The sequence below is a fragment of the Anabaena sp. 54 genome (assembly GCF_017355725.1).
Classification (GTDB): domain Bacteria; phylum Cyanobacteriota; class Cyanobacteriia; order Cyanobacteriales; family Nostocaceae; genus Dolichospermum; species Dolichospermum heterosporum.
Window position 1 is genome coordinate 1 of sequence record NZ_JAAVWA010000048.1, and the last position, 26,645, is coordinate 26,645.

The window sequence follows — 26,645 nt, forward strand, 5'->3', positions numbered from 1 at the left end:
ATAATTTATTTCTTGGAAGTCCCTAACTGGAGGTAGAACCTCTAAAATGGCATTCCCAGTCAGAGACTGGGAACGAGAAACGAGAATTGTGGAGATTGGGAAGGGGGGACTAGCTAGAAGCCCTGACTACAATATTGTTCTAGAATTACAATTAACTTTGTTCTCTTATTTTACCCAATCCGTGACTACTACTCCTCTCTCTCCTCATTTCTCACAAACGGCTTCAGTACCTGATACTCTAGGACGTTTTGGCAGCTTTGGTGGTAAGTATGTTCCTGAAACTTTGATGCCGGCGTTGGCTGAATTAGAAGCAGCATATCAGAAGTATCGCCATGAATCGGCTTTTCAAGCTGAATTACAAGGTTTATTGAAAGATTATGTCGGACGGGCTACTCCTTTGTACTTTGCTGAAAGGCTGACTGCTAATTATGCTCGTCCTGATGGTACAGGGGCGCAAATCTACTTGAAGCGGGAAGATTTGAACCATACTGGCGCACATAAGATTAATAATGCTCTCGGTCAGGTATTATTAGCCAAGCGTATGGGTAAACGGCGGATTATTGCGGAAACTGGTGCAGGACAACATGGTGTAGCAACGGCGACTGTTTGCGCTCGGTTTGGTTTGGAATGTATTATTTACATGGGTGTTCACGACATGGAACGCCAATCTTTAAATGTGTTCAGAATGCGGCTGATGGGGGCGGAAGTTCGTCCGGTGTCTGCGGGGACGGGAACTCTCAAAGATGCCACTTCTGAAGCCATCCGGGACTGGGTAACGAATGTGGAAACGACCCATTACATCCTGGGTTCTGTGGCTGGTCCCCATCCTTACCCGATGATGGTTCGGGATTTTCATGCGGTGATTGGTGAGGAAACTCGCGCTCAAGCGATGGAAAAATGGGGTGGGTTGCCTGATATTCTGGTGGCTTGTGTGGGTGGTGGTTCTAATGCTATGGGACTATTTCACGAGTTTGTGAAAGAATCGTCTGTGCGGTTAATTGGGGTGGAGGCTGCTGGTGAGGGTGTGGATACTGGCAAACACGCAGCTACTCTGACAAAGGGACAGGTTGGTGTGTTACATGGTTCGATGAGTTATCTTTTGCAGGATGATGATGGACAGGTGATTGAACCCCATTCTATTAGTGCTGGGTTGGATTATCCTGGCGTTGGTCCTGAACACAGTTATATGAAGGATATTGGCAGGGCTGAATATTACAGTGTAACGGATGCTGAGGCTTTGGAAGCGTTCCAACGGTTGTCGAAGTTGGAGGGTATTATACCAGCTTTGGAAACTTCTCATGCGATCGCTTACCTGGAAACTCTCTGTCCTCAACTTGCTGGTAGTCCTAATCTCATTATCAACTGTTCTGGGCGCGGCGATAAGGATGTGCAAACGGCGGCTAAGTTCTTAATTCACTAATTATACCCAACACGGCTTAATTATTTGATTCACAAGGTAGGGGTTTAGCTCATGCTCATTGGTGTCAACTTAACGTAAAACCTCTATCCCGCAAAGAACTCAAGTCATCTCATTCCCAGTCTCTGACTGGGAATGAATTCTAGAAGGCTCTGCCTTCAATAATATTAGAGGCAGAGCCTCATTAACTGCATTCCTAGTCAGAGACTAGGAACGAGATGTGGTAGGGATTTGAGCTTAAGTTGACTGCTATTCCTATCTTGATCTAATTCTTCCTCCTGACTCCTGCTGTAAGTTTTTGTCAAAAATAATTGATTAATAAAAATAGTATCTATGACATCTATCATTGGATACTATTTATTACTAATGATTTTGATTAATAATGTAGTGTAAATAACATCTATTAGTTTTATAGTCATGAGTGAGATATGACTGCTTTGAATTGTGAAAATTTGATGATTCTTTAGTTTATATTCGGCAAATAGTATCCTGGTAAGTATTCTGATAATCAGAAGATAGGGTATATATCCAGTAAATCCATACATTACTTAGCTTAAAAATCTATGTTACGACAAACTGCTTTTGGCATCGCTTTAAGTACGCTTGTCATCGCTAGTGGCTATATGACTGCTGCGAATCCAGATAATAGTTCTGCTAAACAAACTGGCGGATATCAGCCTTCATCACTGGTGACAAGTCAAGCCAAAATATCTAATCTTGGGTTTGAAACTACTAATTTAGAGAAATCGGTTTTTACTCAAATTAATCAATATCGGGCAAAACGCGGGCTAAAACAACTAAATTTAAGCGAAAAAATCAGTCAGCAAGCCAGGATTCACAGTCAAAATATGGCGACGGGTGAAGTTCCTTTTAGCCATCAAGGATTTGAACAGCGGGTGATGGCGATTCCTCTTAAATACACTAGTGCGGCAGAAAATGTGGCTTATAATACTGGATATAGCAATCCTGCCAATGAGGCGGTTTCTGGTTGGTTAAAAAGTCCCGGTCATCTGAAGAATCTTCAGGGTAAATATAATTTAACTGGGGTTGGTGTGGCTACTAATCAGAAGGGGGAAGTGTATTTAACGCAAATATTTTTGAATGCTAATAAGTAGGGGTTGCTGATGGGGTAGGAGTCAGGCGGAAGAAAGAAATTTTGGGTCATGTTGTCTGGCAAAATAAAGATAATTTATATTTGATAAGTTCATGACATTACAAGATTTTCAGGTTAGCGATCGCGACTTAAGTGATGAAATTCTGGCTGAGTATTTAAGATCTCCGGCGATCGCTGTTGATACGGAAACGATGGGACTTTTACCTGGGCGCGATCGCTTATGTCTAGTTCAACTCTGCAACCCGGAAGGACAAGTCACAGCCATTCGGATCTCTAGAGGACAAACGGTAGCACCAAATTTGAAAGTTTTAATGGAAGCAACTGATATTGTCAAGGTTTTCCACTTTGCCAGATTTGATGTTGCTACTTTACGGCAGAATTTAGATATTATTGTACAGCCCATTTTTTGTACTAAAATTGCTAGTAAGTTAGCTAGAACTTATACAAATCGTCATGGTTTAAAAGATGTGGTTTTAGAGTTGGAAAAAGTGGAATTAGACAAAAGTTCCCAATGTTCTGATTGGGGTAATGCTAGTAATTTATCTGATGCACAATTAAGTTATGCGGCTAATGATGTCCGTTATTTGTTAAGTGTACGAGAAAAGCTTACAACTATGTTAGAACGGGAAGAACGTTCGCAAGTTGCCCAAGAATGTTTTCAAGTTTTACCCACAATAGTTACTTTAGATTTATTACAATTCAAGGATTTATTTGAACATTGATAAGTAGGTTGGCGTTGAAAATTGTCGTTATAGCAAGGCAAGGGGCAAGAGGCAAGAGGCAAGAGACAAGAGGCAAGAGTAAAGAAGTTTTCAGCGATTTTACGTTTCTTTACACAGTTTGGTTTTAGGGACTTCCAAATAAAAAAATACTCAACCACCTAACGCAAAAATCTCTCAAACCCTTATTCCTCTGTGTCCTCTGCGCCTCTGTGGTTCGTTAATCAGGATAATTTATTTCTTGGAAGTCCCTTATTGTGTTCACCTACTTACAGCAGGAGTCACCATTATTCCTCAAATTACCCCACCCTAACCCTCCCCGATGCTTTGGGGAGGGGACTGATTTTTCCGGTTTCCCCCAAAGCATCGGGGGGATTAAGGGGGATAATTTAACTTGTGTGTACACGATAGCCTTTATAAGGGAAGGGTAGAACATTTGATACAGCAATTATGACTTTTCAAACACCCTCTTAGAGTTATCCAATTTAAAAAGTATCCCAAATTTTCTTGTGGTGCGGGCATCCTGCCCGCTAACTATACAAGAACGTTTTAGAGAACTCCACAAAAAGAAATGCCCAATGTCATTCTGTTCGCGCAGCGTGCCAGAGGCATTACGAAACGAAGTGTAGTGAAGAATCTCTTGAGATGTTTCGTTTCGCTATGGCTAACGCCAAGCTCCGCGAACGCTACATTCAGCATGACAAAACAGGATCATTTATTTTGTGGCTTACTCTTAGTAAAAAGCTACATCCAAAATTGATATGCGGAACCCGGGACTTGAACCCGGAAGCCCGTGAAGGCACTAGAACCTGAATCTAGCGCGTCTGCCAATTCCGCCAGTTCCGCAGGGATTGAATCTTATTAACAGTTTATCATTATTGCCTAATTTTTTTGATTTGTCAAGAAAAGATTTGCCAGAATAGAGACAGAAAAATTTTAAAATTTTGTTCACATCTAGCCAATCCCCATTTTTCCAATCAAGCTGGCATACTGCATGATAGAATCTAACGGCATTTATGGCATTTGACAACTTAGAGAAGACTCTTCTTTGCTTTTAGCCAGAAGATAATCGACTTAGAATAAAAAGCAACGTCAAACCTTTATAATTACGTACTTTTGGAGGTAGGCTTATTAATTCTTCTAGCAGCTTACCAGATGCCAAGTCTTCACTGGCAACAGACTCCTCAGTCTTGCAAATCAGTGGAGGGCATCCTTTGGGGGGTCATGTAAAAATTAGCGGAGCTAAGAATTCCGCCCTGGTAATCATGGCTGGAACATTCCTCTGTTCCGGTGATTGTCGCATTCGCAACGTTCCCTTATTAGCGGACGTAGAACGGATGGGACAAGTTTTATCAGCTTTAGGATTACGTTTAAATAGAGAAGGGGACATTTTAGATGTTGATGCGCGAGAAATTACCACATCTAAAGCCCCTTATGAACTAGTTACCCAACTGCGAGCCAGTTTCTTTGCCATTGGTCCAATTTTAGCTCGACTAGGAGTAGCACAAATGCCCTTACCAGGGGGTTGTGCCATTGGTGCTAGACCGGTAGATTTGCACGTCAGAGGACTGCAAGCAATGGGCGCAGAAGTGTTAATTGAACACGGTATTTGCAATGCTCATGTTCCTGGGAATAATGGCAGATTAACAGGAGCAAAAATCTATTTAGATACTCCCAGTGTTGGTGCGACAGAAACCTTGATGATGGCTGCTACCCTAGCAGATGGAGAAACCATCATTGACAACGCTGCCAGAGAGCCAGAAGTAGTTGATTTAGCTAACTTCTGTAACTCAATGGGAGCAAAAATTCAAGGTGCAGGAACAAGTACAATTACGATAGTCGGTGTACCTAAATTACACTCTACTGATTATACTATTATTCCTGACCGCATTGAAGCAGGAACATTATTAATTGCTGGTGCAATTACCCGTTCTGAACTACTTCTATCTCCTGTTGTACCAGATCATTTAATCCCCGTTATTGCCAAGTTGCAGGAGATTGGTGTATCTATTATTGAGGAAGGGAAAGATTGCTTACGGATTTTGCCAGCGAAAACTCTCAAAGCTATAAATATTGATACCTTGCCCCATCCTGGTTTTCCTACGGATATGCAAGCACCTTTCATGGCTTTACTAACTGTAGCTGAAGGTGACAGTATCATTAACGAATCAGTCTTTGAAAATCGCTTGCGTCATGCTTCTGAGTTAAATCGTCTGGGCGCGGATATCCGTGTTAAAGGTAATACTGCTTTTGTCCGGGGAGTGCCAGTGTTATCGGGCGCACCAGTCATAGGCACGGATTTAAGAGCTTCCGCAGCTTTAGTCATAGCCGGATTAGCAGCGACGGGAACAACCATTGTTCAAGGATTACACCACTTAGATCGAGGCTATGATCGTCTGGATCTAAAGTTGCAGCAGTTAGGAGCGAAAATTCTGCGCGTAAATGAAGCATCGAAAGATGTAGATTTACTTGCTAATAACACTATTACCCCACCCTCAGTTTCTATCTAAGGTTTGAGTATTTTGTCTCTGTGAATTTAATGGCGATTATTTTTAATTATTAATAATTTTCGCCATTAACTTTCTGAAAATCCAATTAATCTGTACAATTATTAAGTAAATTTTATAAAAACTAAACATGATTGGGGTAGCAGTTGTTGGTACGGGATTTGGTCAAAAAGTTCATATTCCTACATTTCAAGCACATCATAATACTAAAATCGTCGCTGTTTATCATCGAGATATTAATAAAGCAAAAACTATTGCTGCCAGTCATAATATCCCCTATGCAAGCGATAATTTAGCAGAAATTCTAGCTTTACCCACAGTTGAAGCTGTCAGCATTTCCACACCGCCATTTTTGCATTATGAAATGGCTAAACAGGTTTTGCAAGCTGGTAAACATCTCTTGTTAGAAAAACCTCTAACTTTAAATGTCACCGAAGCTAAAGAATTATATCACTTAGCAAAGAGTCAAGGTGTAATTGCAACTGTAGATTTTGAATTTCGGTTTGTCCCAGAATGGCAATTTTTCGCTCAACTTCTGGCTGCAAATTATGTGGGGAACATCCGATTAATTAAAATTGATTGGTTGGGTTCTTCTCGCGCTGATACTTCTCGTCCTTGGAATTGGTATTCTAGTAAAGAAAAAGGTGGAGGTGCTTTAGGTTCTTTAGGTTCTCATGCTTTCGATTATATTAATTGGTTATTCGGTTCAGTTGGTAAATTAAATGCTCATTTAATTACTGCTATTTCTGAAAGAGTGAACCCTGCAAATGGGGAATTACAAGCAGTTGATACTGATGATACTTGTTTATTATCTTTGGAATTAGTAAATGGTACACCTTGTCAAGTTTCTATTAGTGCAGTTGTTCATGCAGAAAGAACTCATTGGATAGAAGTATATGGGGATAAGGGAACATTAGTTTTAGGTAGTAAAAATCAAAAAGACTATATTCATGGTTTTCAAATTTGGGGTTCTCAACCGGGTGAATCCTTAAAAGAAATAGCAGTTCCGCAACAATTTCTCTTTCCTCAACATTATCATGATGGGCGAATTTGTGCTTTTCTTCGGGTTGTTGATGAATGGGTAAAAGGAATTACTAATCATCAACAAACTACACCTTCTCTAAAAGAAGGGGTTTATTCGCAATTGTTAATGGATTTATCCCATGAATCTCATGAAAGAGGAAGTTGGGTAAATGTACCAAGTTTGGGAGAGTTTTTAGATTAGGTGAATGATGATGACTAATAATTACTACAGAAATCGTGTAGATAATTATAAAGTTCTCGAAATAAAGGACATCTTTTTTGTAAATTTTCTGGGACTATTTTTAGTAATAGCAAAGGTGTATGTAACCATTCACCTGCAAATACCCAAACTACCACGGACATCCTCCCACAGTAGGATCTCCTACACGATATAAATCACCTAATTGCCATCCTTCTTCTAGTTTTTGATCTAAAATTTCATGAGAGAGTGTTTTCATGGAAAAATGCGTTTTATCTTGAGAATAAAAACAATAAACATTTTCTAAGCAATCTGTAAAATGATCTAAAAGATCAGGACTATGAGTAGTGATAATAATTTGAGTTTTTCTGGCAGCTTGTTTAATCCATTCTGCTAAAATTGGCATCCAAGATACGTGCAAACCTAATTCTGGTTCATCAATAACTAATAAGGAAGGTAAAATAGGAGAATATAATATAGTCGCCCAGCATAACATTCTTACCGTTCCATCTGACATTTCTGTGAGATAAAATGGTTCTTTAATATCTTCAAAATGCCATTCTAGTGTTAATGATAAGCGCCCAGAACGAATAGAACGTAGCCGACGAGTTTTAGGCAAAATAGACTTCATAGCATTATTAATACTGTCTTCAAAGTCAATATTTTCCTGGGTTAAATTCTCAAATACTAAAGGTAAATTATTTCCTGATGTAGATAAATAAATATCATTTCCTCCTATTTTTGGTTCTGAATTTCTAATTTGATGCAAATCCATGTTATTCGCATTATAAAATTGCCATTGAGAAATAAATGCAATTAACTCTCTTCTAACTTTATAAGCAGGTGTGGTTAGTGTAGTTATCAGTTTATTTTGACTATTTTCCAATAATTCTGAAAGTGCATTTAAACCTAAAATATTTGCAGGAATATTATCTAATACTTCAAAATGTGTTCCTACTTTCTGTTCAGATTGGTTATAGACTGATATAACACCTTTACCTATATTTTGCAGTTTTGGATCATGAAATTTATAATAATAAAAAGGTGATGACTCTGGATTGGGTAAATCATCTCCACTATATAAAGATTCTTGATGAATAGTTAATTTCTGTTTTTTTCTATCTACAAATAAATCAATATCCAGAATTGGACTTTTAATTCGACTACTATATTGTAATATTTCCGAAAACCCATATTGTAATTTAATTACAGCAGGACTATCAACACTATTATCTAAAATCCTATCATTACCAAACCTACTAATTGCTTCTTCAAAACTAGTAATACCACGACTTTCATCAGGAACATTAGTTAAACAATCCTTTAAAAATTTTAGTGTGCTGATAAAATTACTTTTCCCAGAACCATTTGATCCTATAAAAATATTGAGATTTTTTAACTCTACAGATTGAGATGACGAGAGATTTTTATAATTTTGGGTAAAAATAAATTTCAGAATTGGTTGATCCATATTTTTTAATTTAAACTATATAAAAATGTTTTTTGGCTGAGAAAATTATACAATATATTTTCTGAGATTTACAATAAAAATATATTAGGATACAATAAAAATAAATCAACCAAAGGTGGCGTTTATGGCAACCCTACTCAGTGAAACCAAATCACAGACTGGACTGGTCATCTCTTGGGAAGCCTTACCCGATGATTTTCAGTTAGAGGATGAACCAGTGGAAAATACAGGACAGCCACTTTTAGCGGGGGCTTTGCGGGAAAGTTTAGAAATCAGTGGATTTATTCAACCACAGATGTTAATCGCTGCCAATTTCGGGCTGTGTGCCACATTAAATGAGCAATTTGTGGCTAAAGCACCTGATTGGGTATATGTGCCTTCTGTTAAAGAGATATTAGCAGAACGGAAAAGCTATACACCCAATTTGGAAGGGGATATACCTGCTGTAGTGATGGAGTTTTTATCAGATAAAGACGGTGGAGAATATTCAGTTAAGCGTACCTATCCGCCGGGAAAATGGTTTTTTTATGAACAAATTTTACAAGTTGCCATTTACATCATCTTTGAGCCAAATGGGGGATTATTAGAATATTATCAACTGGAAAATGGACGTTATGAATTAAAACAACCAGATGAGAATGGTCGTCATTGGATTGACGCAATGGGACTGTTTTTAGGAACTTGGCGAGGGGAAAAGGAAGGTCGTTCTGGGTATTGGTTAAGATGGTGGGATCAAACAGGTAACTTATTACCTTGGGCTGTGGAAAAAATTGAACAGGAACGTCAACGGGCGGAACAAGAACGGGAGGAAAAAGAACGGCTAATAGCTTATTTGCGATCGCAGGGAATTGACCCCAATAATTTGCCCAAAGATGCTTAACTAGATATTTGCAGCCGCACGGATAGCAGTTAAAATGGCATTGTTGATAGCTAAATCCTTTTTTGATAAAATAACATCTTCTGACATGGTACGTTGAGCAACGACAGCACAAACAGCCGCAGCAGCGAAGTTATAAACACCTGCCATTTTGAATAACATTCCTGCTTCCATTTCGTAATTCAAAATATTTAAGCGGCGATATTCTTCGGTAATTCCATTAAGAGATCGGATTAAATAAGGATTAGCTGAATCAGTCCGTTCTTGTCCTTCATAAAAGGTATCAACTGATGCTGTAATTCCTAAATAATGCTCAATTTTTAATTCTTGTGCTGCTTTGACTAAAGCCACTGTGAGAAAAGGATCTGCTGTGGCTGGATACTCTACAGGTGCAATATCATTAGCTGCACCTTGACGACACAAAGCCGCGTTACTAATAACAATACTCCCAACGGATATATGAGGTTGAATTGAGCCACAAGTACCAATGCGAATAATTTTTTGAATACCTACTTGTACTAACTCATTAACCACAATACTCAAAGAAGGCGCACCCATACCACTAGTAGCAGATAAAATCTTTTTTCCATTGGGTAAATCGCCTAAATAGCTATGAAGTCCCCGATTTTCTGATAGTAACTGCACATTTTGTAAATGAGTTTTGGCGATAAAATTAGCCCGCTGGGGATCACCTGATAATAAAGCAATTTCGGGAGGACATTCACCTAAATCTGCTTTGCTAAAACCAATATGATATAGCATTTTATTATTCATGTTTTTCTAGTTGATTAAGTAGTGAGACAGAATTAATTACACAATGTCATTGCGTAAGCGTTGCGTGGCGTTAGCCATATGGAACGAAGTGAAATGAAGCAATTCCAAGGGTTGTGATTGCTTCCCTTCGCTCGCAATGACTGTAAATATTTTTGTCCAATTACTTACTGCATTCTATCAATTGTCCGATATTGAATTGCTTCGGCTACGTGCTGGGGTTTGAGGTTTTCATCTCCTGCTAAATCTGCTATAGTTCGTGCTACTTTGAGAATGCGATCGCTCGCTCTTGCAGATAAGCCTAATTTTCTAATTGCTGCTTCTAATAAACTCCGACTAGCATCATCTAATTGACACCATTTTTGTAAATGACGACTTTGCATTTGGGCATTACATTGTAAATTTTCTTCTTTTTGAAACCGAATTACAGCTTTTTCTCTAGCTTTTTCTACTCGTTCGGCTACAGATTTCGATGCTTCTCCTGTTGGTTGTTGGGTAATTTCCTCTGGTTTCAAACGATTTACTGCTACTTGTAAATCAATTCTATCCATTAATGGTCCAGACAATTTTGCCCAATATTGTTCCCGTTGTCGAGGTGAACAAGTACAGCCTTGAATTGTATCACCATAATAACCACAAGGACAGGGATTTGTACTGGCTACTAATGTAAATTGTGCGGGAAAAGTCACAGATTGTTTAGTTCGAGAAATAGTCACAAAACCATCTTCTAAAGGTTGACGCAAAAACTCCAAAACATCTCTTTTAAATTCTGTTAATTCGTCTAAAAAAAGTACACCTCTGTGAGATAATGAAATTTCGCCAGGACGGGGAAAAGTGCCACCACCAACCAAAGATGGACCAGATGCGGAATGGTGGGGACTGCGAAAAGGTCTTTCTCTAACTAAAGAACCCCGATTTTTTAACAATCCAGCCACAGAATGAATCCGTGTTACTTCCAAAGATTCAGGAAAACTTAAAGGTGGTAAAATTCCCGATAATCGCCGTGCTAACATCGTTTTTCCGCTTCCTGGTGGTCCAACAAAAATCAAATTGTGTCCCCCCGCAGCCGCAATTTCTAAAGCCCTGCGGGCGTGTGCTTGTCCTTTGACATCCTGCAAATCTGCTAAATTTAAAGATATTGACTGGGAAGTTTCAATTGTTTGATTTAACTGGACAGGTTGGTATTTTTTAGGATTATTTAATAAGTCCACTACATCAGCAACATCTTTGCAACCATAAACCGTTAAACCTTCAACAACAGCCGCTTCTTGGGCATTATCAATAGGAACAACTAAACCTGTAATTCCCATTTTTTGTGCAGTTGCAGCAATAGGTAAAACACCAGCAACCGGACGCAAGCTACCATCTAGAGAAACTTCACCTAAAAATAAAAAATCTCCCAATAAATCGGCATTAACTTGTTCAGAAGCTGCTAAAATTCCTATGCTAATTGGTAAATCAAAAGCGGGTCCCTCTTTCCTCAAATCTGCGGGAGTTAGGTTAATGACAATCTTTCGGATGGGAAAAGCAAAACCCGCATTTTTCAAAGTGGCTTTTACCCGTTCTTTAGATTCTTGAATTGCCGAATCTGGTAAGCCTAAAATGACAATTCCTGGTAAACCACCAGAAACATCAACTTCCACACCCACTTTTACAGCGTCAATCCCGATGATAGATGCACTCCAAACTCTAGCCAGCATTTTTTACATAGCAATAAACTTTGATAATATCAAAGCAGATTTTTGGGTGCATTAACAATGAGTGAAATCACAGAGTGCAGAGTTAATCGTGTGGTAGAATCAGCTAGGTAGAACAGGTAAAGACTATGACTAATATACAAGGTAACGAAAACGAACCAAACGCAACCAGTAAAACTTCTAGCTTTGACCTAAAAGGTGCTTACATTGCTGGTGGTGTAGTAAATGCTCAAACAGTTACAGCACGTCAAATAGGCGGGAATATCAGCATTACACCAGAACAGAAACAAAATCTAGCGGAAGCAGCAGCAGAGATTCAGCAACTTCTCAAGCAATTAGAGCAGACTTACCCAACGACGACAACATCCGAGCAGTTGATAGTAGCAGCAGAAGCCATTAAACATATTGAAGGTAATCCAAATCTAAAAAAACGAGCAATCAGAGCAATTACAGAAGGTGGTTTAGCTGCTTTTGAAAAAGCTATTGATAACCCTGCTGGTGCATTTATTGTTGGAGCGATTAAAGGTTGGCAAGAAGCTGAATAAATTATTGTATTGGTATTCTGATAATTATTATGTTGAGGTTTTTTTCAAATGGCGAATGAGGAACATCTTGCAATACTCAAACAAGGGGTAGAAGTTTGGAATAAGTGGAGGGTAGAAAATCCTGAAATAAAACCAGATTTGAGTAAATTGTGGCTTCGAGAGGCTAACCTTTCTGGGGCTAACCTTTCTGTGACAAACCTTTCTAGCATTAAATTCATTAAAACTTCACTCATTGAGGCTAACCTTTCAGGAGCTAATCTGAATCTCGCTATACTCTCTTCTTGTTACCTTAATAAAGCTAATCTTAGCGGGGCTAATCTCAACCGAGCTAATCTCAATAGTAGTGTTCTCAATACGGCTAACCTCACTGGAGCTATCCTCACTAGGGCTGAACTTTATGCAAATAAACTTCTTAGTGCTAATCTCACTAGTGCTGACCTCACTAAGGCTATCCTCCTCAATGCTGACCTCACTAGGGCTATCCTCAATAAAGCTAATTTAAATACAGCTGACCTCTTTGAAGCCAAATTAAATGGGGCTAACCTCTTTGAGGCTAAATTCAATGGGGCTAACCTAACAAGAACTCAAGCACTAGAAACAAACTTTACCAGTGCAACCCTTACAGGAGCTTGTATACAAGACTGGAACTATAACAAAAATACAAAATTAGATGACGTAATTTGTGAATATATTTATCTTAGAGAAAATCAACAAGAACGCCGTCCTAGTAGTGGAAATTTTGCACCTGGAGAATTCACAAAACTTTATCAGAAATCTTTAGATACCATTGATTTAATTTTCCGTCATGGTATTGACTGGGATGCTTTTTCCTACTCCTTTAAGAAAATAGAAATTGAAAATCAAGACGCTCAATTAGATATTCAGATTATTGAAAAGAAAGGTGATGGAGTTATTGTAGTTAGCATTCATGCTTCACCTGATGCTGACAAAACCAAGATTCATGGTGATTTCATGCAGGGTTATGAATTGGCAGTAAAAACATTAGAGGCACAACATCAAAGGTCAGTAAAAACATTAGAGGAACAATACCAAGCCAGACTTGAGGATAAAGATAAAACAATTAATCAGTTATTTTCTACAATCAACCAGCAAAATCAACAACAAGCAGAAAATTCAGGTAAAGTTTCTATTTATTATCAACTCAATCCCCAATTTGCAGGAGGAATTGTGGATGCTCAAACGGTCAATGCTGAACAAATAGGCGGCGAGATCAAGAATTAGGTAAAATCAATATCAACTTTAGATATTTTTAACCCAATTCTGTAACAAAGCAATTTACAAAGATACAACCAACAATCACGAATTTTCCATCACAAGTCTTAATTCCTGTAAACTTGCAACGGTGAGAATTGAACGTTGAATTGTTTTTAGTGTCTCAAGATCAGATATTTGTGATATTTTCGGCATGAATTTTAATCCTTCATTACCAAATTTTACTTCTAAACATAACTCAATGCTAGAGAGTCTGTCTTTTCTTTCTCCTTGTTGTTCACCTTGTTGCATTCCTTGTTGCAATATTTCCTGATACCAAGGTGATTCGCGTAAAACAGTCATATCCCACCTCATAATTTCTTGAACTAAGGAACTATCTAATACAAACGTAGCAAAAAAAGCAAGAACCGTTTCTAATTGATTTAATTGTTCATCAGCTTGCAATAAACGCAATGCTTCCCTAATTATAGATTCATCTTCACCACCTTTGAGAATCGGCACAAAAGGCAGTAAAGATGCTAAAGGTTGTTCTAAGGCAATGTTAACATCTACTTCCCACAGGTTAATTACACGGTAATCTTGACGAACTTGTAAACCAGCAAGATTAGATTCAAGTCGCGTGGGGATTTCAGCATCACCTGTTTTGAGAATGTTAATTAATACAGGATATGTGGGTAATTTATATTTTTCTTCAGCTAATCCTGTATAAGCTCGCATCCTTCGCGGGAGTTCTAGTTTATACCGCAATTGTAATTCATTCAAAACTAAAAACTTCCCATATTCCTTACTTTCAACCCGGATAAGGACATCACTTTCTCGACTAATCCATTGAAATTCAGAATTGAGAATTTCCCCAGCAACCACATCTGGGATTTGCGTTACCCATTTTACCCAATTATTGGGTGCAAGACTAATTAAGCGTTTGGTACTAACATCCGCAGGTTTGGCCATAAAACTATAAATGCACTGACTACACACCATCTTAACTTTTTATCGCTTGTTCGAGCGATCGCTTAAAATCTTTAACAGATGAGTAAGTAAAACTGCATGAGTCCAAACACAGAAACCATTTTCAGCAAAATCATTCGTAAAGAAATTCCCGCGAATATTGTTTATGAAGACGATTTAGCACTAGCCTTTACAGATGTTAACCCCCAAGCACCAGTTCATATTCTCGTTATTCCCAAAAAACCCATAGTCAACCTAGCTACCGCTGAACCAGAAGACGCAGCACTTTTAGGACATCTATTATTAACAGTCCAGAAAGTTGCAGCAGCAGCGGGACTAGAAAACGGTTATCGAGTAGTTATGAATACTGGTGCTGATGGTGGTCAAACAGTCCATCATCTACATATACACATCCTTGGTCGTCGTCCTATGTCCTGGCCTCCAGGTTAATTATAGCGTTTCCCAGGTATGCACAGAAATCAGCTTTCTGTGCTATTTTTACGGAGTAAATAGACAAATAATTGTTGCTTTGTTACCTACTAACTCAAGTTGCTATCTGAAAACGGTTCATAGTTTAACCAAATATGAAACCCCTCTCCAAACCTCTCCCCGCAACGGGGAGAGGCTTTGAACTTGTTATAAAAAAGTTTGTATGATAAAAAAGTCCAGCTTCTAGCCGTTTTGAGTATAGTTATCTAGTTGAGGCTGGTAATAGGTGATAAAATTCCAGTTCTCATCCTGTACATCCTTAAATCCTGGACATCCTGATAGCGAAGCGTGGCGTTAGCCATTTCTGACAATTTCTCTAACTAGCAACTTACGTTACTATATGCAATATCGTCGGTTTGGTAAAACTAATTTATATCTTTCTGTTTTTTCTTTGGGAACAATGCGCTGTTTAATTGATAGCGAAAATGTCCAACAACTTCTGGAAAAAGCTTTATCTTTAGGAATTAATCATTTAGAAACTGCTAGAGGTTACGGTGACAGTGAAGCATATTTAGGTAACGCTATAAAAGCTGGTTTATCAGTACCTCGCAGTCAAATTCACATTACTACCAAAATTCCCCCAACACCTGATGCTGATTCTATGCGTTGGTATATTGATGAATCTTTAAATCGCTTGAATTTAGATTATCTGGATTGTTTAGGAATTCATGGATTAAATACTTGGCAGCATTTAGAATGGGTACAAGCTAAAAATGGCTGTATGCAAGCAGTAGAGGAGGCTGTAAATGATGGGAGAGTGAGACATATTGGGTTTTCTACTCACGGTTCATTAGATATAATTTTAGCAGCAATAAATACAAATCTTTTTAAATTTGTTAATCTCCATTATTACTATTTTTTTCAACATAATGCCCCCGCAATTCAGTTAGCGAAAGAGAAAGATATGGGCGTTTTTATTATTTCTCCTGCTGATAAGGGCGGAAAATTATATACTCCATCCCAAACTTTAAAGGAACTCTGTCACCCATTGACACCATTAGATTTAAATTATCGGTTTTTGCTGAGTGATAACCGCATTCATACTTTGAGTATAGGACCAGCAAAACCAGAAGAGTTAGTAATATCTCCAGAACTTTTTGATCATCAAAATGAATTAACAAAAGCCGAAATTGCCATTTTTGAAAAATTAGAAAATCAGCAAAATAATGTTTTATTAACCGATAAATGTAGTCAATGTTATGCCTGTTTACCTTGCCCGGAAAATATTCATATTCCCGAAGTTTTAAGATTACGAAATTTAGCCGTAGCTTATGACATGACAGATTATGGAAAATATCGTTATGGAATGTTTGAAAATGCCGGACATTGGTTTCCCGGAATGAAAGCCAACCGTTGTACAGAATGTGGTGATTGTTTACCCAAATGTCCAGAAAATTTAGATATTCCCACCTTACTAAAAGATACCCACGAAAGATTACAGGGGAAAGCAGGAAGAAGATTATGGGGGTAAATTGAAAATTTAACCTTGATTCTTTGCGCCTTTGCGCCTTTGCGTGTTAGCGAAGCGGGGCGAAGCCTGACATATTCATATTTACCAAAAATCTAAGCTTCTTTAACTCTTACTTCCTCAACTTCTGCCAATGTTTCCATAGTTAGGGGTGTAGATTGACTAGCACCGGAGAGAAGTTTTAACAAATTAGGACGGGCATCATATAATAGATAGATAATGCGATCGCCTATTTCCCACTGTTGGCTTGCAGACATCACCTGTAACCGTTCTTCTCGTTCTAACAATAGTGGTACTAAGATCCCATCTCGAATTTTTTCTTGGATATGTTCATGTTGAGAGTCAAATTCCGCCGCATTTAGTGTAGTTGTTCCTAATTTCACCTGTCCATTCATCAAATATTCATTCCAAGTTTTTACCGGGAAATCAGAGACAAAGGCTTGATCAACCTTACTATTCACCAAGGGAGAACCTTGGGGATGATGGGGAAATATAGCTAAAACCCGGGGAGGATTAAATTCCTCAGCAGCCCGTTGAGCTAAGACAAAATTCACCTCACCATTACTTGTAATAGCTAAAAAAGTCCCCATCGAACCAATACCAGCTTCTTCCAGTATTTCCCCATCTAAAGCACTACTAGCAATCACCCGCAGATTTTGGGCTTCAGCTTGGGCTAAACGTTCCGGGTCAGTATCAATCATCACCACACTTTCTCCCCGTTCTTGAAAAAAGCGGGCAATTAATAAACCCAGGGGATTACAGCCGACAATTACCGCCCCAGTTGCATCTTTAGAGGTAATTCGTAACCATTTAACCAACCAGCCAGCGGTTAAACCTTGACAAAAAACCGTCATGATAATTGTCAAAAAGACTAAGGCTTTAATCGAATCACCACCATTAACGCCCCTCTGCGTCAGTAAAATCGCAAATAAAGACGCTACAGAGGCGGAAACTATGCCTCTGGGTGCAACCCAACTTAAAAATAGTTTCTGTCGCCAATTTAGATCACTATTCCAAGTACACAAAATAATGTTAATGGGGCGAACAACAAACATTAACACCAAAACGGTGAATAAACTCCCCCAACCTAAAGCCAAGACACTGGCAATGGATAAATCAGCCGCTAGGAGGATGAATAAAACAGAAACGCTGAGAATTGTCAGTTGATTTTTAAAGCTTCGCAATAACCGCTCTTCGGGAACTGAAGAGTTAGCAAACACCGCACCTGCTACCACTGTGGTCATGATTCCCGATTCAGAGCGAATCATTTGCGCTAGGGCAAACAACACCCATAAAACCGCCAGTACAACCAGATTTTTCAGTTCAAAAGAGATGAAATTGGCGCGTTTGAACATCCAACTCATTAAATATCCACCAACGCCACCAATGCCCGCACCCACAGCGAAACGTAAAATTAGACCAATAATGGCATTAATCGGGTCTGTATCACCGTTTAAAATTGTATCCAAGACAACGTAAGCCAGGATAGCTCCCACAGGATCTATTAAAATTCCTTCGCCTTCTAATAGCGTTGCGACTTGTCTATCTACGTTTATTTGTTGAATTAATGGACCAATTACGGTCGGTCCGGTGACAACAACAATGGACGCATAAAGCACTGCTATATTCCAGGGAAACTCCCCTAGCCAGTGCGCCGCAAGACTTCCCCCTAGTAGGGTGATCAGAGTTCCCAAGGTGACGAGTAACTGGAGACTGAGGGAAACTTTGCCCAACTCCTGCCGATCTAATTTGAGTCCTCCTTCAAACAAAATGATTGCTGTTGCGAGGGAAACAATCACTTCTAATCCTGTTCCTAGTAAATGGGGTTGTAATATTCCCAGCCCGTCTTTACCTAACAGGATGCCTAATAAGAGTAGTAACACGATGCTAGGTAATTTGAAATATGCAGCCATTACCTGGGCGCTAATGCCTGCAAAAACAGTGATCACCATCTGGAGGGTGATTTCAAAAGGTGCTTCCATGTTGTAGATTTTGAGCCATTGATTTCAAAATCCTCTCTAAAGAATCATAAACATTAAGTTTACAAAAATTGTAGTCTGATTATTTTTTTTGGCAAAAGGCAAGAGGTGAAGGCAAGTAGGGGGGGTAGGGGGGGTGGAGGGGGTAGGGGGGGTAGGGGAGGTAGGGGGGGTAGGGGAGGGAAGAACAGAAGTTTTTTCCGATCATTACCCGTCAAAATAAATTTGACGAACTACTAGATATTCGTCCTACCTGTTTGTACCCCTTGATCCTACAGCTAAAAAAATCTTTCCAAAACCTCTTGACATTCTCAAAAAAACCCGCTATATTGTTAAAAGTGAAGAGAAACAAGCCCCCATCGTCTAGAGGCCTAGGACACCTCCCTTTCACGGAGGTAACAGGGATTCGAATTCCCTTGGGGGTACTATCAAAGGGATAGAGAAAGAGTAAAAGTCTTTTTCTATCCCTTTTAACATTTCTGTAGTTTTTGTATAGTGATACAAATGCAGGAATAAATATTTTCAATCTTAATGAATTTATCCTCACGCAAAGGCGCAAAGGCGCAAAGGTAAGAGGTTTAAAAATTAAAGTAAGAAAATTTTATACTGAATATAGCTTTGCCACGCAGGCTGTCTGTGAAAATTAAGGATTATATTCAAATTCACTTTGCGATCGCTACTAATGTCACAATTCAATAACTATAGTTAAACTATAGGGCTTACACATTGACCAAGTTTACCAAATATGTAATGTGGATTTTATCTCTTGTAGGGTGCGTCAGACCCAATAATTTGACAAAAAACAAATTTCCTCTATCTGACGCACCCTACTTGTATAAGAATAAATTAAGTGATATGGAATAGAAGTCCGTACGGTTTAAAAAAAGTTATTATAAAAAATCAATCATGCAGACATCAATTTTCGTTTATATTTATGATGGCAAAGTCTAAAAAGTTTCGTTGGCAAAAAACTAAATATTCTACCTTAGCCCGAAAAATAGACATTTTCAGGGCTGCGGCTAAATTTATGTCATTTCTGTGGTGGGATAGCATTTTTCCTCAAGATTCTTTAGAACATAAGAAAACCCGCGCTACTTGGCTGGTGAATACTTTAATTGATTTAGGTCCCACTTTTGTTAAAATTGGTCAAACTTTGTCCACTCGTGCCGATTTATTGCCCTTAGAATATATAGAAGCTTTGGGAACTTTACAGGATCAGGTTCCGGCTTTTAGTAGTCAAGAAGCAATTAAGATGATTGAATTAGAATTAGGTAAACCTGTCCAATTTATCTATAAAGAATTTGATTTTAATCCTTTGGCTGCTGCTAGTTTAGGTCAAGTTCATAAGGCGACATTATACTCTAATGAAGAAGTGGTTGTTAAGGTCCAACGTCCGGGTTTAGATGCTTTATTTAATTTAGATTTTAAAATCTTATTACAGTTAATTAAATTTTGTAATAAATATTTTGCTGGATTAAGAAAGTATAATTTACAATCAATTTATAATGAGTTTTTTGATTTGTTGTTTCAAGAAATTGATTATATTCAAGAGGGTAAAAATTCTGATAAATTTAGAGAAAATTTTCGTGGATATCCGCGAATTATTGTCCCTAAAGTCTATTGGCAATATACGACAACGAAGATATTAACTTTAGAATATAAACCAGGAATTAAAATCAATGATAAGGCGGCTTTGGAAGCTTGCGGAATCAATATTCATAAAGTAAATGAAACGGGGATTTGTTGTTATTTAAAGCAACTATTACAAGATGGGTTTTTTCAAGTTGATCCCCATCCAGGGAATATGGCAGTCAATTCAGATGGTAGTATTATCTTCTATGATTTTGGGATGATGGCAGAAGTCCGAACTTTGGACAAAGAGGAGATGATTAAAACTTTTTTTGCTATTTTAAAAAAGGATAGTAATGAGGTAGTAAATACTTTAATGAATATGGGATTACTTGAACCTATCCCAGACATGACTCCAGTAAAAAGATTAGTCACATTTTTATTAGATAAATTCACCGATAAACCTTTAGATATTAAAGCATTGAGTGAGGTAAAAATTGAACTTTATGAAATGTTTGAACAGCAACCATTTCGCTTACCTGCTCAAATGACATTTATTTTAAAATCCATAACCACATTAGATGGGATTGCCAGAACTTTAGAGCCTCAATATAATCCTACAGTATTATCCCAATCATTTATCAAAAGTCTAGCAGTCACAAAAAGTAAAGGAAATACTATCGCTCAATTAAGCCATCAAGCTAGGGATTTTATTCAATATCAATTGACAAAACCGAATAAAACTGAAGTTTTAGTGAAAAAATTAGCAGAAAGAGTTGAAAGGGGAGAGTTACAATTAAGAGTTAAAAATGTTGAAAGCGATCGCATCTTAGGACAAATTTATCTAGCCATCAAAACCTTAATTTATGCTTGTTTAACAGGATTTAGTCTATTGACGGGGTTAATCTTAATCATCTCTAAGTATCATAATTGGGCGATCGCCATTTTTTGTATATGTGCTTTCTGTCTATATTTATTAGTTAAATCCCTCATAAAATTAGCAATTATCGAAAAAATAGAAAAACTGGGCAAAAAGTGACTGAGGGGCGCAGGCCCTGCGCCCCTACGCTCCTCACATATCAGTTAATTGGTGAGGAAGATAGAGGTAGAGTGAGTGTAAAAGTAATCTCACTGAGTTGAGAATTGAGGATAGGAATGCTCTCAACAGTAATTACACCATTGAGATGTTGCACTAAAGACTTAACCAAAGCCAGTCCTAAACCAGTTCCGGGAATCCAGCGCCCTTTACCACGCCGAAATTTATCGAAGATATAAGCCGATTAAGTTAATTTCTTTAGTACATTCTGACTCTAAGATGTTTAAATATCGGTCTTGACGTTCTGGAGATATTCCTGGTAAACGTAAATTACGGATAGACATAAGCATATTTGTCAGAGGATAGCGCAAGCGATCGCTAATATTGCTAACAAATTCATCTTTAAGTTCATTTAATTGTTGTAGTTGTTCTACGTATTGCCTAGTTCTTTCATACAATTTTGCTTGGAGACTTCCAAATAAAAAAATGTCCCAAAACTGATGCAGAAATTCTCTCTCTGTGTACTCTGTGCCTCTGTGGTTCGTTTCTTAGGATAATTTATTTCTTGGAAGTCTCTTGGACTTCTAAACTGCGCTGGAGTTGTTCAGTCCGTTCATCTACTAAAGTTTGCACTTGTTGCAATCTTTGGGATTGAATAACAGCATCACTTAATTGAGCGCAAAGCATTTCTATTAAATTTACGTCTGTTGTTTCCCCATTACGAGTAGTTGCTTGGTGTAAAACTACAAATCCTAAAACCTTACCTTGACTTTCCAATGGCATTAATATCCCATGAGGAACCTCTTTAATAGCAAATAAAGGAGCAGAATTACTAGTATTTTCATCTTCACAATTATGACTCATAATTGGTTTTCCCGGATCTGTAAATAGGAGTTGGCATAAACATAGGCAAGAGGCAAGAGGATTCGAGAATATAAAGGTGTACCGAGTTCCGTTCAAAAATCAAATAGGAGTTTTATAGATATAAACCGTAATCCCTCTATAATTAACCTAGAAATATCAACTTTTACATCCGAATTAACACGGGAAACCTGACCTAATCAGTACAATTATCTTAAATAAAGCTAAAAATTAGGATTTTACCCAGTTACTAAGGTAGTGCCTGGGTAAAATTAACTAAAACTGCCGACTAATCAACCAAACTCTCAAGACTCAGAGGAACCATATCACCATTCCTAGTCAGTCCTAATAACATTGATTGTTGCGATTCAATTAATTTACCTGTAAGTACACAGCGCTCATCTTGTTGTGCCACAGCAGCAATACTGGCGCGAATATCAGATTTAGAAAAACGCGGTTTCCATTCACCTGATTTTTGCTGGATATAATTCCAGAGAATATCTCGAATTAAAGACTGATATCCCCGATTGCCAGCGATATCTTTGAGTTTTTCCTTCAGTTCCCGTTCTAGACGAATACTAGTAACTTCCATCTCAGTTGTTGGGGTGCGTGTAATGGTCTGCATGATTTTTTCTCCTTATAGGTATAGACAGGATAGTAATACAAGTGTAGTATGTTTAAAGGAATGTTCAATAGGTGAAATTTTCTGTGAAATCCATTTATCCCATCTCCACCTTTTCACAAGCAACCAAATGTCTCGGCAGTTGGGAATTTGCCGCTGCGGATGTGGAGAATTTATTTATGGGCGAGGATAGCCAACATCAAGGGCAAAGAACAAAAGGCAATTATGATTTTAAATATCCCAGCATGAATTTGCTGAATACAAAACCACAAATAGAGATCAAACGCGGGAGGTACAAGCTAAAAAATGCTGTACCAAAATAAGACGAAAAACCATCAGGTCAATTGTTAACCCCCGCAGTGTCTCAGACAACAAGCGGGGGTTTTTTTATAAGGAGTTAGGCTGTGACAAGCGCAATCCAAGTATTAGAGCAATCTGTGGTCGTGTTTTCCCAGAATTACTTGCCACTGTGTCGAGTAAATATCAAACGGGCGATAGTGTTGCTAGTCAGCAATAAAGCCGAACCATTGGAATTTTCTACAGAAGACGGCTGGTTAATTCACTCATCTAGATTCGTCCTCTCTGTACCCAAACACATTCGCTTAAAAATTGCTGCGACGGAACGAATGTGGAAAGTTCCCCCAGTGAATCGTCGGGAGGTTTTACGACGAGATCATAGCAGTTGTCAATATTGCGGTACTAACAAACATCTCACCCTAGATCATGTCATCCCCCGATCTAAAGGTGGCCGACATACTTGGGATAACGTAGTCATAGCTTGCGAAAAATGTAATTCTCGCAAAGGCGATAAAACACCCGCTGAAGCTGGGATGCTTCTACGTAAATTACCTAAAGCACCTGTTCACCCAACTGTGACATTTGCTGAGAAGTTTTGGATGGATATGCAAGCAAACCTGGAATAACAGGAGAGCAAAAGGAATGCTGAAATTAACTTACACCGATAACAGTTTTTATTTAGAGTGTCTCACTCAATCTCTCGAAGAATGGGTCGCGCAAAGAGTGATTTTGGCACTGCGTGTCAGTCAATCTTTGCGTGTTGAACCCACCACAGCTTCCTTTTTGCTACCTCTTAATTTACCAGGAGTAGAAAGACTGAAGACGGAAGTAAATCGCCATGATAGTGAAATTATGGGCTTATGTAAGTGCGATCCTGAATACTTAGAAGTTACCCTAGATGGTTCTTGGTTATCTGATGGTAATGATGATGCTGTAGGTGTGTTTGTCACCACTATGAGCTATAGTGCGGAGTTTTTTTTGTATAAACTTTGGCAAGAGTCTCAAGTCTGTGCTTCTGTCGTCACCGAATAAGAATTACAGCGGTTTCCGCTCTTATGAGGTACATCTTAGCCCCCTCATCGCACCCCCCTCAATCCCCCCGCTGCGGGGGGAATAAAAGGATAAACTTTTGATACTGGAGGGGGTTGGGGGTGGGGTTCTTATACCTCATAACACCGGGAAGTGCTGTATCATTGCTGCATTTCTAAAAGTTCAGGAACTGTAACAAATCGGTAGCCTTGCTGTTTGAGTCCGCTGATGATTTCTGGCAGGGCTTTCACGGTTCTTTCACGATTTCCACCACCATCGTGCATTAAAACAATAGCTCCTGGTTTAGCATCTCTGATCACATTTTTCACAAATACTTGATATTTTGCACGCGGATCGGTGTCTGCTGAAGTCACCGACCACATGACAACGGAGTTTTTTTGGCTTTTAGCATAAGCAGCTAATCCGTTGTTTAAATAGCCTCCTGGGGGGCGAAAAAAAGATGTTTTTACACCTGTAGTTTGATAAATTAATTCATTTGTTTTTTCAATTTCACTTTTGGCTGTAGCTTGATCCATCTTTCGATACCAATGATGCCAAGTATGATTACCAATAGCATGACCTTCAGCAACAACTCGTTTACCAATTTCAGGATTTTCTTGTAAGGCAGTTCCTACCCAAAAGAATGTAGCTTTTACATGATTTTGTTTGAGGATATCTAACATTTTTGCGGTAGTTTTTGGCCAGGGACCATCATCAATTGTTAAAGCAATGACTTTCTCTTTGTTGCTGGGTGCGACTTGATAAACGGTTTTTGCCTGATATTTAGCAGGAACAGTAAAATTTAGGGTTTCAACTTTAGCTGGTGGTTGTGATTTGAGATTCACTTGATTGTTAGGAATGGCAACTTTTAAAGACTCACTATTGATTTTTAATTGGTGTGTATTTGGCTTGTTGTTACAAGCTATTAAAGATAATACTATTGTGGCAATGCTAATTATTTTTATGGAATTATAATTTGGGGACATAAAGTTAAAGTTATCTACTATATTGTTTAGAGTTTCAGTCAAAAAAAGATGTTTTTCAAAGATGCGTAGACCGAAAAAACAGTGTTATTATTTATATCTCAAGTTTGAAAATATGAGTTTTTTTCTGTTCCCTGTTCCCTGTTCCCTGTTCCCTTGTCATCACGATAATTTTTAATGTCTACCTACTTAACTTAAATTAAAAAAAATTAATATAGATTACAAATAATAACTAACATCAGATTTTATTAATTTTATCAGGCAAAATTAGCAGTATGCTTAATGATAGGCAACCTAGTTGTAACTTCACGTAATTAGGCGTAAAGAAACTTAATAAGTAGTGAGACAGAATTAATTACACAATGTCATTGCGTTAGCGCAGCGTGGCGTTAGCCATATGGAACGAAGTGAAATGAAGCAATTCCAAGGGTTGTGATTGCTTCCCTTCCCTCGCAATGACTGTAAATATTTTTGTCCAATTACTTATTCATCACTTTTTTGCTCGTTGGTATTAGTTTGACTGCTAATCAGTTAATTTATGCCTAATTACTTAACTTGGTTGTTCAGCATATCAGAAAAACATTCTGATAGCTTGCGTGGCACAGCCATGGCTCAATACTAGCAGCAATAAACCACAGAAACCCTCACGACAAAGACGTAAATATGATCCAAAAAATTTTGTTGGCTGTCTCCGGTTTGGGACACGCGGAAGAAATGCTCAAGAACTTGAAAGAACTACCTTCATTTCGAGGCGCAAAAGTTACAGTTCTCCACGTTGTTACTCCACAAAGCACCGCGTCTGTAATGACTGATAAATGGGAAGAAGGGGGCAAAATTCTGGCTAAGGCTATTCAATATTTAAACTTAGACCCTAGCCAAGTTTCTTCAATTTTACGTCAGGGTGATCCCAAGGATGTGGTTTGTCAAGTCGCTGACGAAATGGAAGCTGATTTGATTATTATGGGTTCACGGGGAATGAAGCGACTACAATCAATTTTCTCCAATTCCGTCAGTCAGTACGTTTTTCAATTGTCTTCTCGTCCCATGTTGCTGGTGAAAGATGACATTTATGTCAAGAACATTAAGCGCGTTATGGTGGCAATGGATAATTCTGATGCTGCTAAAAATTGCTTAAATTTAGCTTTGTTCTTACTCCGGGGTGTTACGGGTGGACAATTGGTTTTAGCTAATATTAATGCAGATTTAGGTGGTAAACTATCAGGTATTACTGACCTCAAACCCGAGAAGAATTCTGTTTTGGGAATGGCTTTAGCAGAAGCTCAAAGACAATCTGTAGCAGTCCGTTGTGTTACCAGCAGTGGTAAACCAGGAGAAGAAATTTGTCGTTTAACTAATGAGTTGAATATAGACTTATTATTGATTGGTTCTCCGGACCGTCGCCCATCTATTGCTAAGAGTTTTGTTGATATAGATCGGCTAATTGGCTCATCTTTATCTGATTATGTTCGTGTTAACTCTACCTGTCCAGTGCTTCTGGTGCGTACTACTGTGTAATGTCTTTATATTAGCGATTCATAAATAAAAACCCCTGCACTATATTTAGTTTAGGGGGGTTTTTATCTTATCTATCTTTTCCACCGATTTTAAATTGCTCACAAAAGCTAATAAGTAGGTGGGTGTTAAAAATTGTCGTTGGGGCAAGGGAACTCTTAACAGGGAACTCTTAACTGGGAACAGGGAACAGGGAACTCTTAACAGGGAACAGGGAACAGGGAACAGGGAACAGGAAGAGAGTTTTGAGTGATTTTACTTTTCTTCACATACCTTTAA

23 protein-coding genes, 2 tRNA genes and 1 pseudogene are annotated in these 26,645 nt (G+C 38.4%); 16 read left to right on the forward strand and 10 right to left on the reverse strand.

The genetic code is table 11. From position 1 onward, the window contains the following. Positions 1 to 181: 181 nt before the first annotated feature. The 3 genes from trpB (at position 182) to HEQ36_RS24540 (ending at position 3,253) form a co-directional block, all read left to right on the forward strand. Positions 182 to 1,420, forward strand: a complete 1,239-nt coding sequence (gene trpB / locus HEQ36_RS24530; RefSeq protein ID WP_053541383.1) for a tryptophan synthase subunit beta — start codon at positions 182 to 184, stop codon at positions 1,418 to 1,420. 560 nt (positions 1,421 to 1,980) lie between these two features. Continuing rightward, complete coding sequence (locus tag HEQ36_RS24535) at positions 1,981 to 2,532, forward strand: CAP domain-containing protein (RefSeq protein WP_039205210.1); 552 nt, start codon at positions 1,981 to 1,983, stop codon at positions 2,530 to 2,532. A gap of 91 nt (positions 2,533 to 2,623) precedes the next feature. Beyond that, complete coding sequence (locus tag HEQ36_RS24540) at positions 2,624 to 3,253, forward strand: ribonuclease D (RefSeq protein WP_168635792.1); 630 nt, start codon at positions 2,624 to 2,626, stop codon at positions 3,251 to 3,253. A 759-nt stretch (positions 3,254 to 4,012) separates the two neighbouring features. Here the strand turns inward: HEQ36_RS24540 and HEQ36_RS24545 are convergent. Beyond that, positions 4,013 to 4,096, reverse strand: a tRNA-Leu gene (locus HEQ36_RS24545). 284 nt (positions 4,097 to 4,380) lie between these two features. Here HEQ36_RS24545 and murA point away from each other — a divergent pair. Both murA and HEQ36_RS24555 read left to right on the forward strand, forming a co-directional pair. Beyond that, positions 4,381 to 5,760 carry a UDP-N-acetylglucosamine 1-carboxyvinyltransferase gene (gene murA, locus HEQ36_RS24550; RefSeq protein WP_071992814.1) on the forward strand — a complete coding sequence of 460 codons (1,380 nt, stop codon included), beginning with the start codon at positions 4,381 to 4,383 and terminating at the stop codon, positions 5,758 to 5,760. Between the two features lie 127 nt (positions 5,761 to 5,887). Next, a complete protein-coding gene (locus HEQ36_RS24555; RefSeq protein WP_168635791.1) occupies positions 5,888 to 6,982 on the forward strand; it encodes a Gfo/Idh/MocA family protein in 1,095 nt (364 codons plus the stop codon). Positions 6,983 to 7,130: 148 nt separating this feature from the next. Here the strand turns inward: HEQ36_RS24555 and HEQ36_RS24560 are convergent, their stop codons facing one another. Then, positions 7,131 to 8,450 (reverse strand): AAA family ATPase, encoded by a 1,320-nt coding sequence (locus tag HEQ36_RS24560; RefSeq protein ID WP_053540753.1) that lies wholly within the window; start codon positions 8,448 to 8,450, stop codon positions 7,131 to 7,133. A gap of 124 nt (positions 8,451 to 8,574) precedes the next feature. Here HEQ36_RS24560 and HEQ36_RS24565 point away from each other — a divergent pair, with 124 nt between their 5' ends. Next, a complete protein-coding gene (locus HEQ36_RS24565; RefSeq protein ID WP_168635790.1) occupies positions 8,575 to 9,330 on the forward strand; it encodes a Uma2 family endonuclease in 756 nt (251 codons plus the stop codon). Here the strand turns inward: HEQ36_RS24565 and HEQ36_RS24570 are convergent, their stop codons facing one another. After that, the gene (locus tag HEQ36_RS24570) at positions 9,331 to 10,101 is read right to left on the reverse strand and encodes a nucleoside phosphorylase (RefSeq protein ID WP_168635789.1); all 771 of its coding nucleotides are present in this window, start codon (positions 10,099 to 10,101) and stop codon (positions 9,331 to 9,333) included. Between the two features lie 164 nt (positions 10,102 to 10,265). Further along, entirely contained in the window at positions 10,266 to 11,798 is a 1,533-nt protein-coding gene (locus HEQ36_RS24575) for a YifB family Mg chelatase-like AAA ATPase (RefSeq protein WP_168635788.1), read from the reverse strand. Between the two features lie 125 nt (positions 11,799 to 11,923). On the opposite strand from HEQ36_RS24575, the gene HEQ36_RS24580 reads away from it, so the two are divergent. Both HEQ36_RS24580 and HEQ36_RS24585 read left to right on the forward strand, forming a co-directional pair. Continuing rightward, the gene (locus HEQ36_RS24580) at positions 11,924 to 12,340 is read left to right on the forward strand and encodes a hypothetical protein (RefSeq protein WP_168635787.1); all 417 of its coding nucleotides are present in this window, start codon (positions 11,924 to 11,926) and stop codon (positions 12,338 to 12,340) included. Positions 12,341 to 12,388: 48 nt separating this feature from the next. Then, positions 12,389 to 13,582 (forward strand): pentapeptide repeat-containing protein, encoded by a 1,194-nt coding sequence (locus tag HEQ36_RS24585; protein WP_168635786.1) that lies wholly within the window; start codon positions 12,389 to 12,391, stop codon positions 13,580 to 13,582. 75 nt (positions 13,583 to 13,657) lie between these two features. Here the strand turns inward: HEQ36_RS24585 and HEQ36_RS24590 are convergent, their stop codons facing one another. Next, a complete protein-coding gene (locus HEQ36_RS24590) occupies positions 13,658 to 14,524 on the reverse strand; it encodes an Rpn family recombination-promoting nuclease/putative transposase (RefSeq protein WP_168635785.1) in 867 nt (288 codons plus the stop codon). A 96-nt stretch (positions 14,525 to 14,620) separates the two neighbouring features. On the opposite strand from HEQ36_RS24590, the gene HEQ36_RS24595 reads away from it, so the two are divergent. Next, a complete protein-coding gene (locus HEQ36_RS24595) occupies positions 14,621 to 14,971 on the forward strand; it encodes a histidine triad nucleotide-binding protein (RefSeq protein ID WP_053540747.1) in 351 nt (116 codons plus the stop codon). Between the two features lie 379 nt (positions 14,972 to 15,350). Beyond that, positions 15,351 to 16,481 (forward strand): aldo/keto reductase, encoded by a 1,131-nt coding sequence (locus tag HEQ36_RS24600; RefSeq protein WP_053540746.1) that lies wholly within the window; start codon positions 15,351 to 15,353, stop codon positions 16,479 to 16,481. Between the two features lie 92 nt (positions 16,482 to 16,573). Here HEQ36_RS24600 and HEQ36_RS24605 read toward each other — a convergent pair whose 3' ends face one another. After that, a complete protein-coding gene (locus HEQ36_RS24605; protein ID WP_168635784.1) occupies positions 16,574 to 18,460 on the reverse strand; it encodes a cation:proton antiporter in 1,887 nt (628 codons plus the stop codon). Positions 18,461 to 18,809: 349 nt separating this feature from the next. Between HEQ36_RS24605 and HEQ36_RS24610 the strand changes: the two genes are divergently transcribed. After that, positions 18,810 to 18,882, forward strand: a tRNA-Glu gene (locus tag HEQ36_RS24610). A gap of 509 nt (positions 18,883 to 19,391) precedes the next feature. Continuing rightward, entirely contained in the window at positions 19,392 to 21,065 is a 1,674-nt protein-coding gene (locus HEQ36_RS24615) for an AarF/ABC1/UbiB kinase family protein (protein WP_168635783.1), read from the forward strand. Positions 21,066 to 21,105: 40 nt separating this feature from the next. Here HEQ36_RS24615 and HEQ36_RS24620 read toward each other — a convergent pair. The 3 genes and pseudogenes from HEQ36_RS24620 to HEQ36_RS24630 form a co-directional block, all read right to left on the reverse strand. After that, positions 21,106 to 21,532 (reverse strand): annotated as a pseudogene (locus HEQ36_RS24620) (ATP-binding protein); the annotation flags it as partial. A gap of 88 nt (positions 21,533 to 21,620) precedes the next feature. Continuing rightward, a complete protein-coding gene (locus HEQ36_RS24625; protein ID WP_168635782.1) occupies positions 21,621 to 21,926 on the reverse strand; it encodes a GAF domain-containing protein in 306 nt (101 codons plus the stop codon). A 286-nt stretch (positions 21,927 to 22,212) separates the two neighbouring features. Further along, entirely contained in the window at positions 22,213 to 22,548 is a 336-nt protein-coding gene (locus HEQ36_RS24630; protein WP_053540741.1) for a ribbon-helix-helix domain-containing protein, read from the reverse strand. A gap of 83 nt (positions 22,549 to 22,631) precedes the next feature. Between HEQ36_RS24630 and HEQ36_RS24635 the strand changes: the two genes are divergently transcribed. The 3 genes from HEQ36_RS24635 (at position 22,632) to HEQ36_RS24645 (ending at position 23,874) form a co-directional block, all read left to right on the forward strand. Continuing rightward, a complete protein-coding gene (locus tag HEQ36_RS24635; protein WP_234413245.1) occupies positions 22,632 to 22,868 on the forward strand; it encodes a hypothetical protein in 237 nt (78 codons plus the stop codon). A gap of 81 nt (positions 22,869 to 22,949) precedes the next feature. Further along, positions 22,950 to 23,468: an HNH endonuclease gene (locus HEQ36_RS24640; protein WP_053540739.1), complete on the forward strand. Its 519-nt coding sequence runs from the start codon at positions 22,950 to 22,952 to the stop codon at positions 23,466 to 23,468. A 16-nt stretch (positions 23,469 to 23,484) separates the two neighbouring features. After that, positions 23,485 to 23,874 (forward strand): alr0857 family protein, encoded by a 390-nt coding sequence (locus HEQ36_RS24645; RefSeq protein ID WP_039205237.1) that lies wholly within the window; start codon positions 23,485 to 23,487, stop codon positions 23,872 to 23,874. Positions 23,875 to 24,032: 158 nt separating this feature from the next. Here HEQ36_RS24645 and HEQ36_RS24650 read toward each other — a convergent pair whose 3' ends face one another. Further along, positions 24,033 to 24,857, reverse strand: a complete 825-nt coding sequence (locus HEQ36_RS24650; RefSeq protein WP_168636175.1) for a polysaccharide deacetylase family protein — start codon at positions 24,855 to 24,857, stop codon at positions 24,033 to 24,035. Positions 24,858 to 25,517: 660 nt separating this feature from the next. Between HEQ36_RS24650 and HEQ36_RS24655 the strand changes: the two genes are divergently transcribed. After that, positions 25,518 to 26,369 carry a universal stress protein gene (locus tag HEQ36_RS24655; RefSeq protein ID WP_053540737.1) on the forward strand — a complete coding sequence of 284 codons (852 nt, stop codon included), beginning with the start codon at positions 25,518 to 25,520 and terminating at the stop codon, positions 26,367 to 26,369. Positions 26,370 to 26,645: the final 276 nt, after the last annotated feature.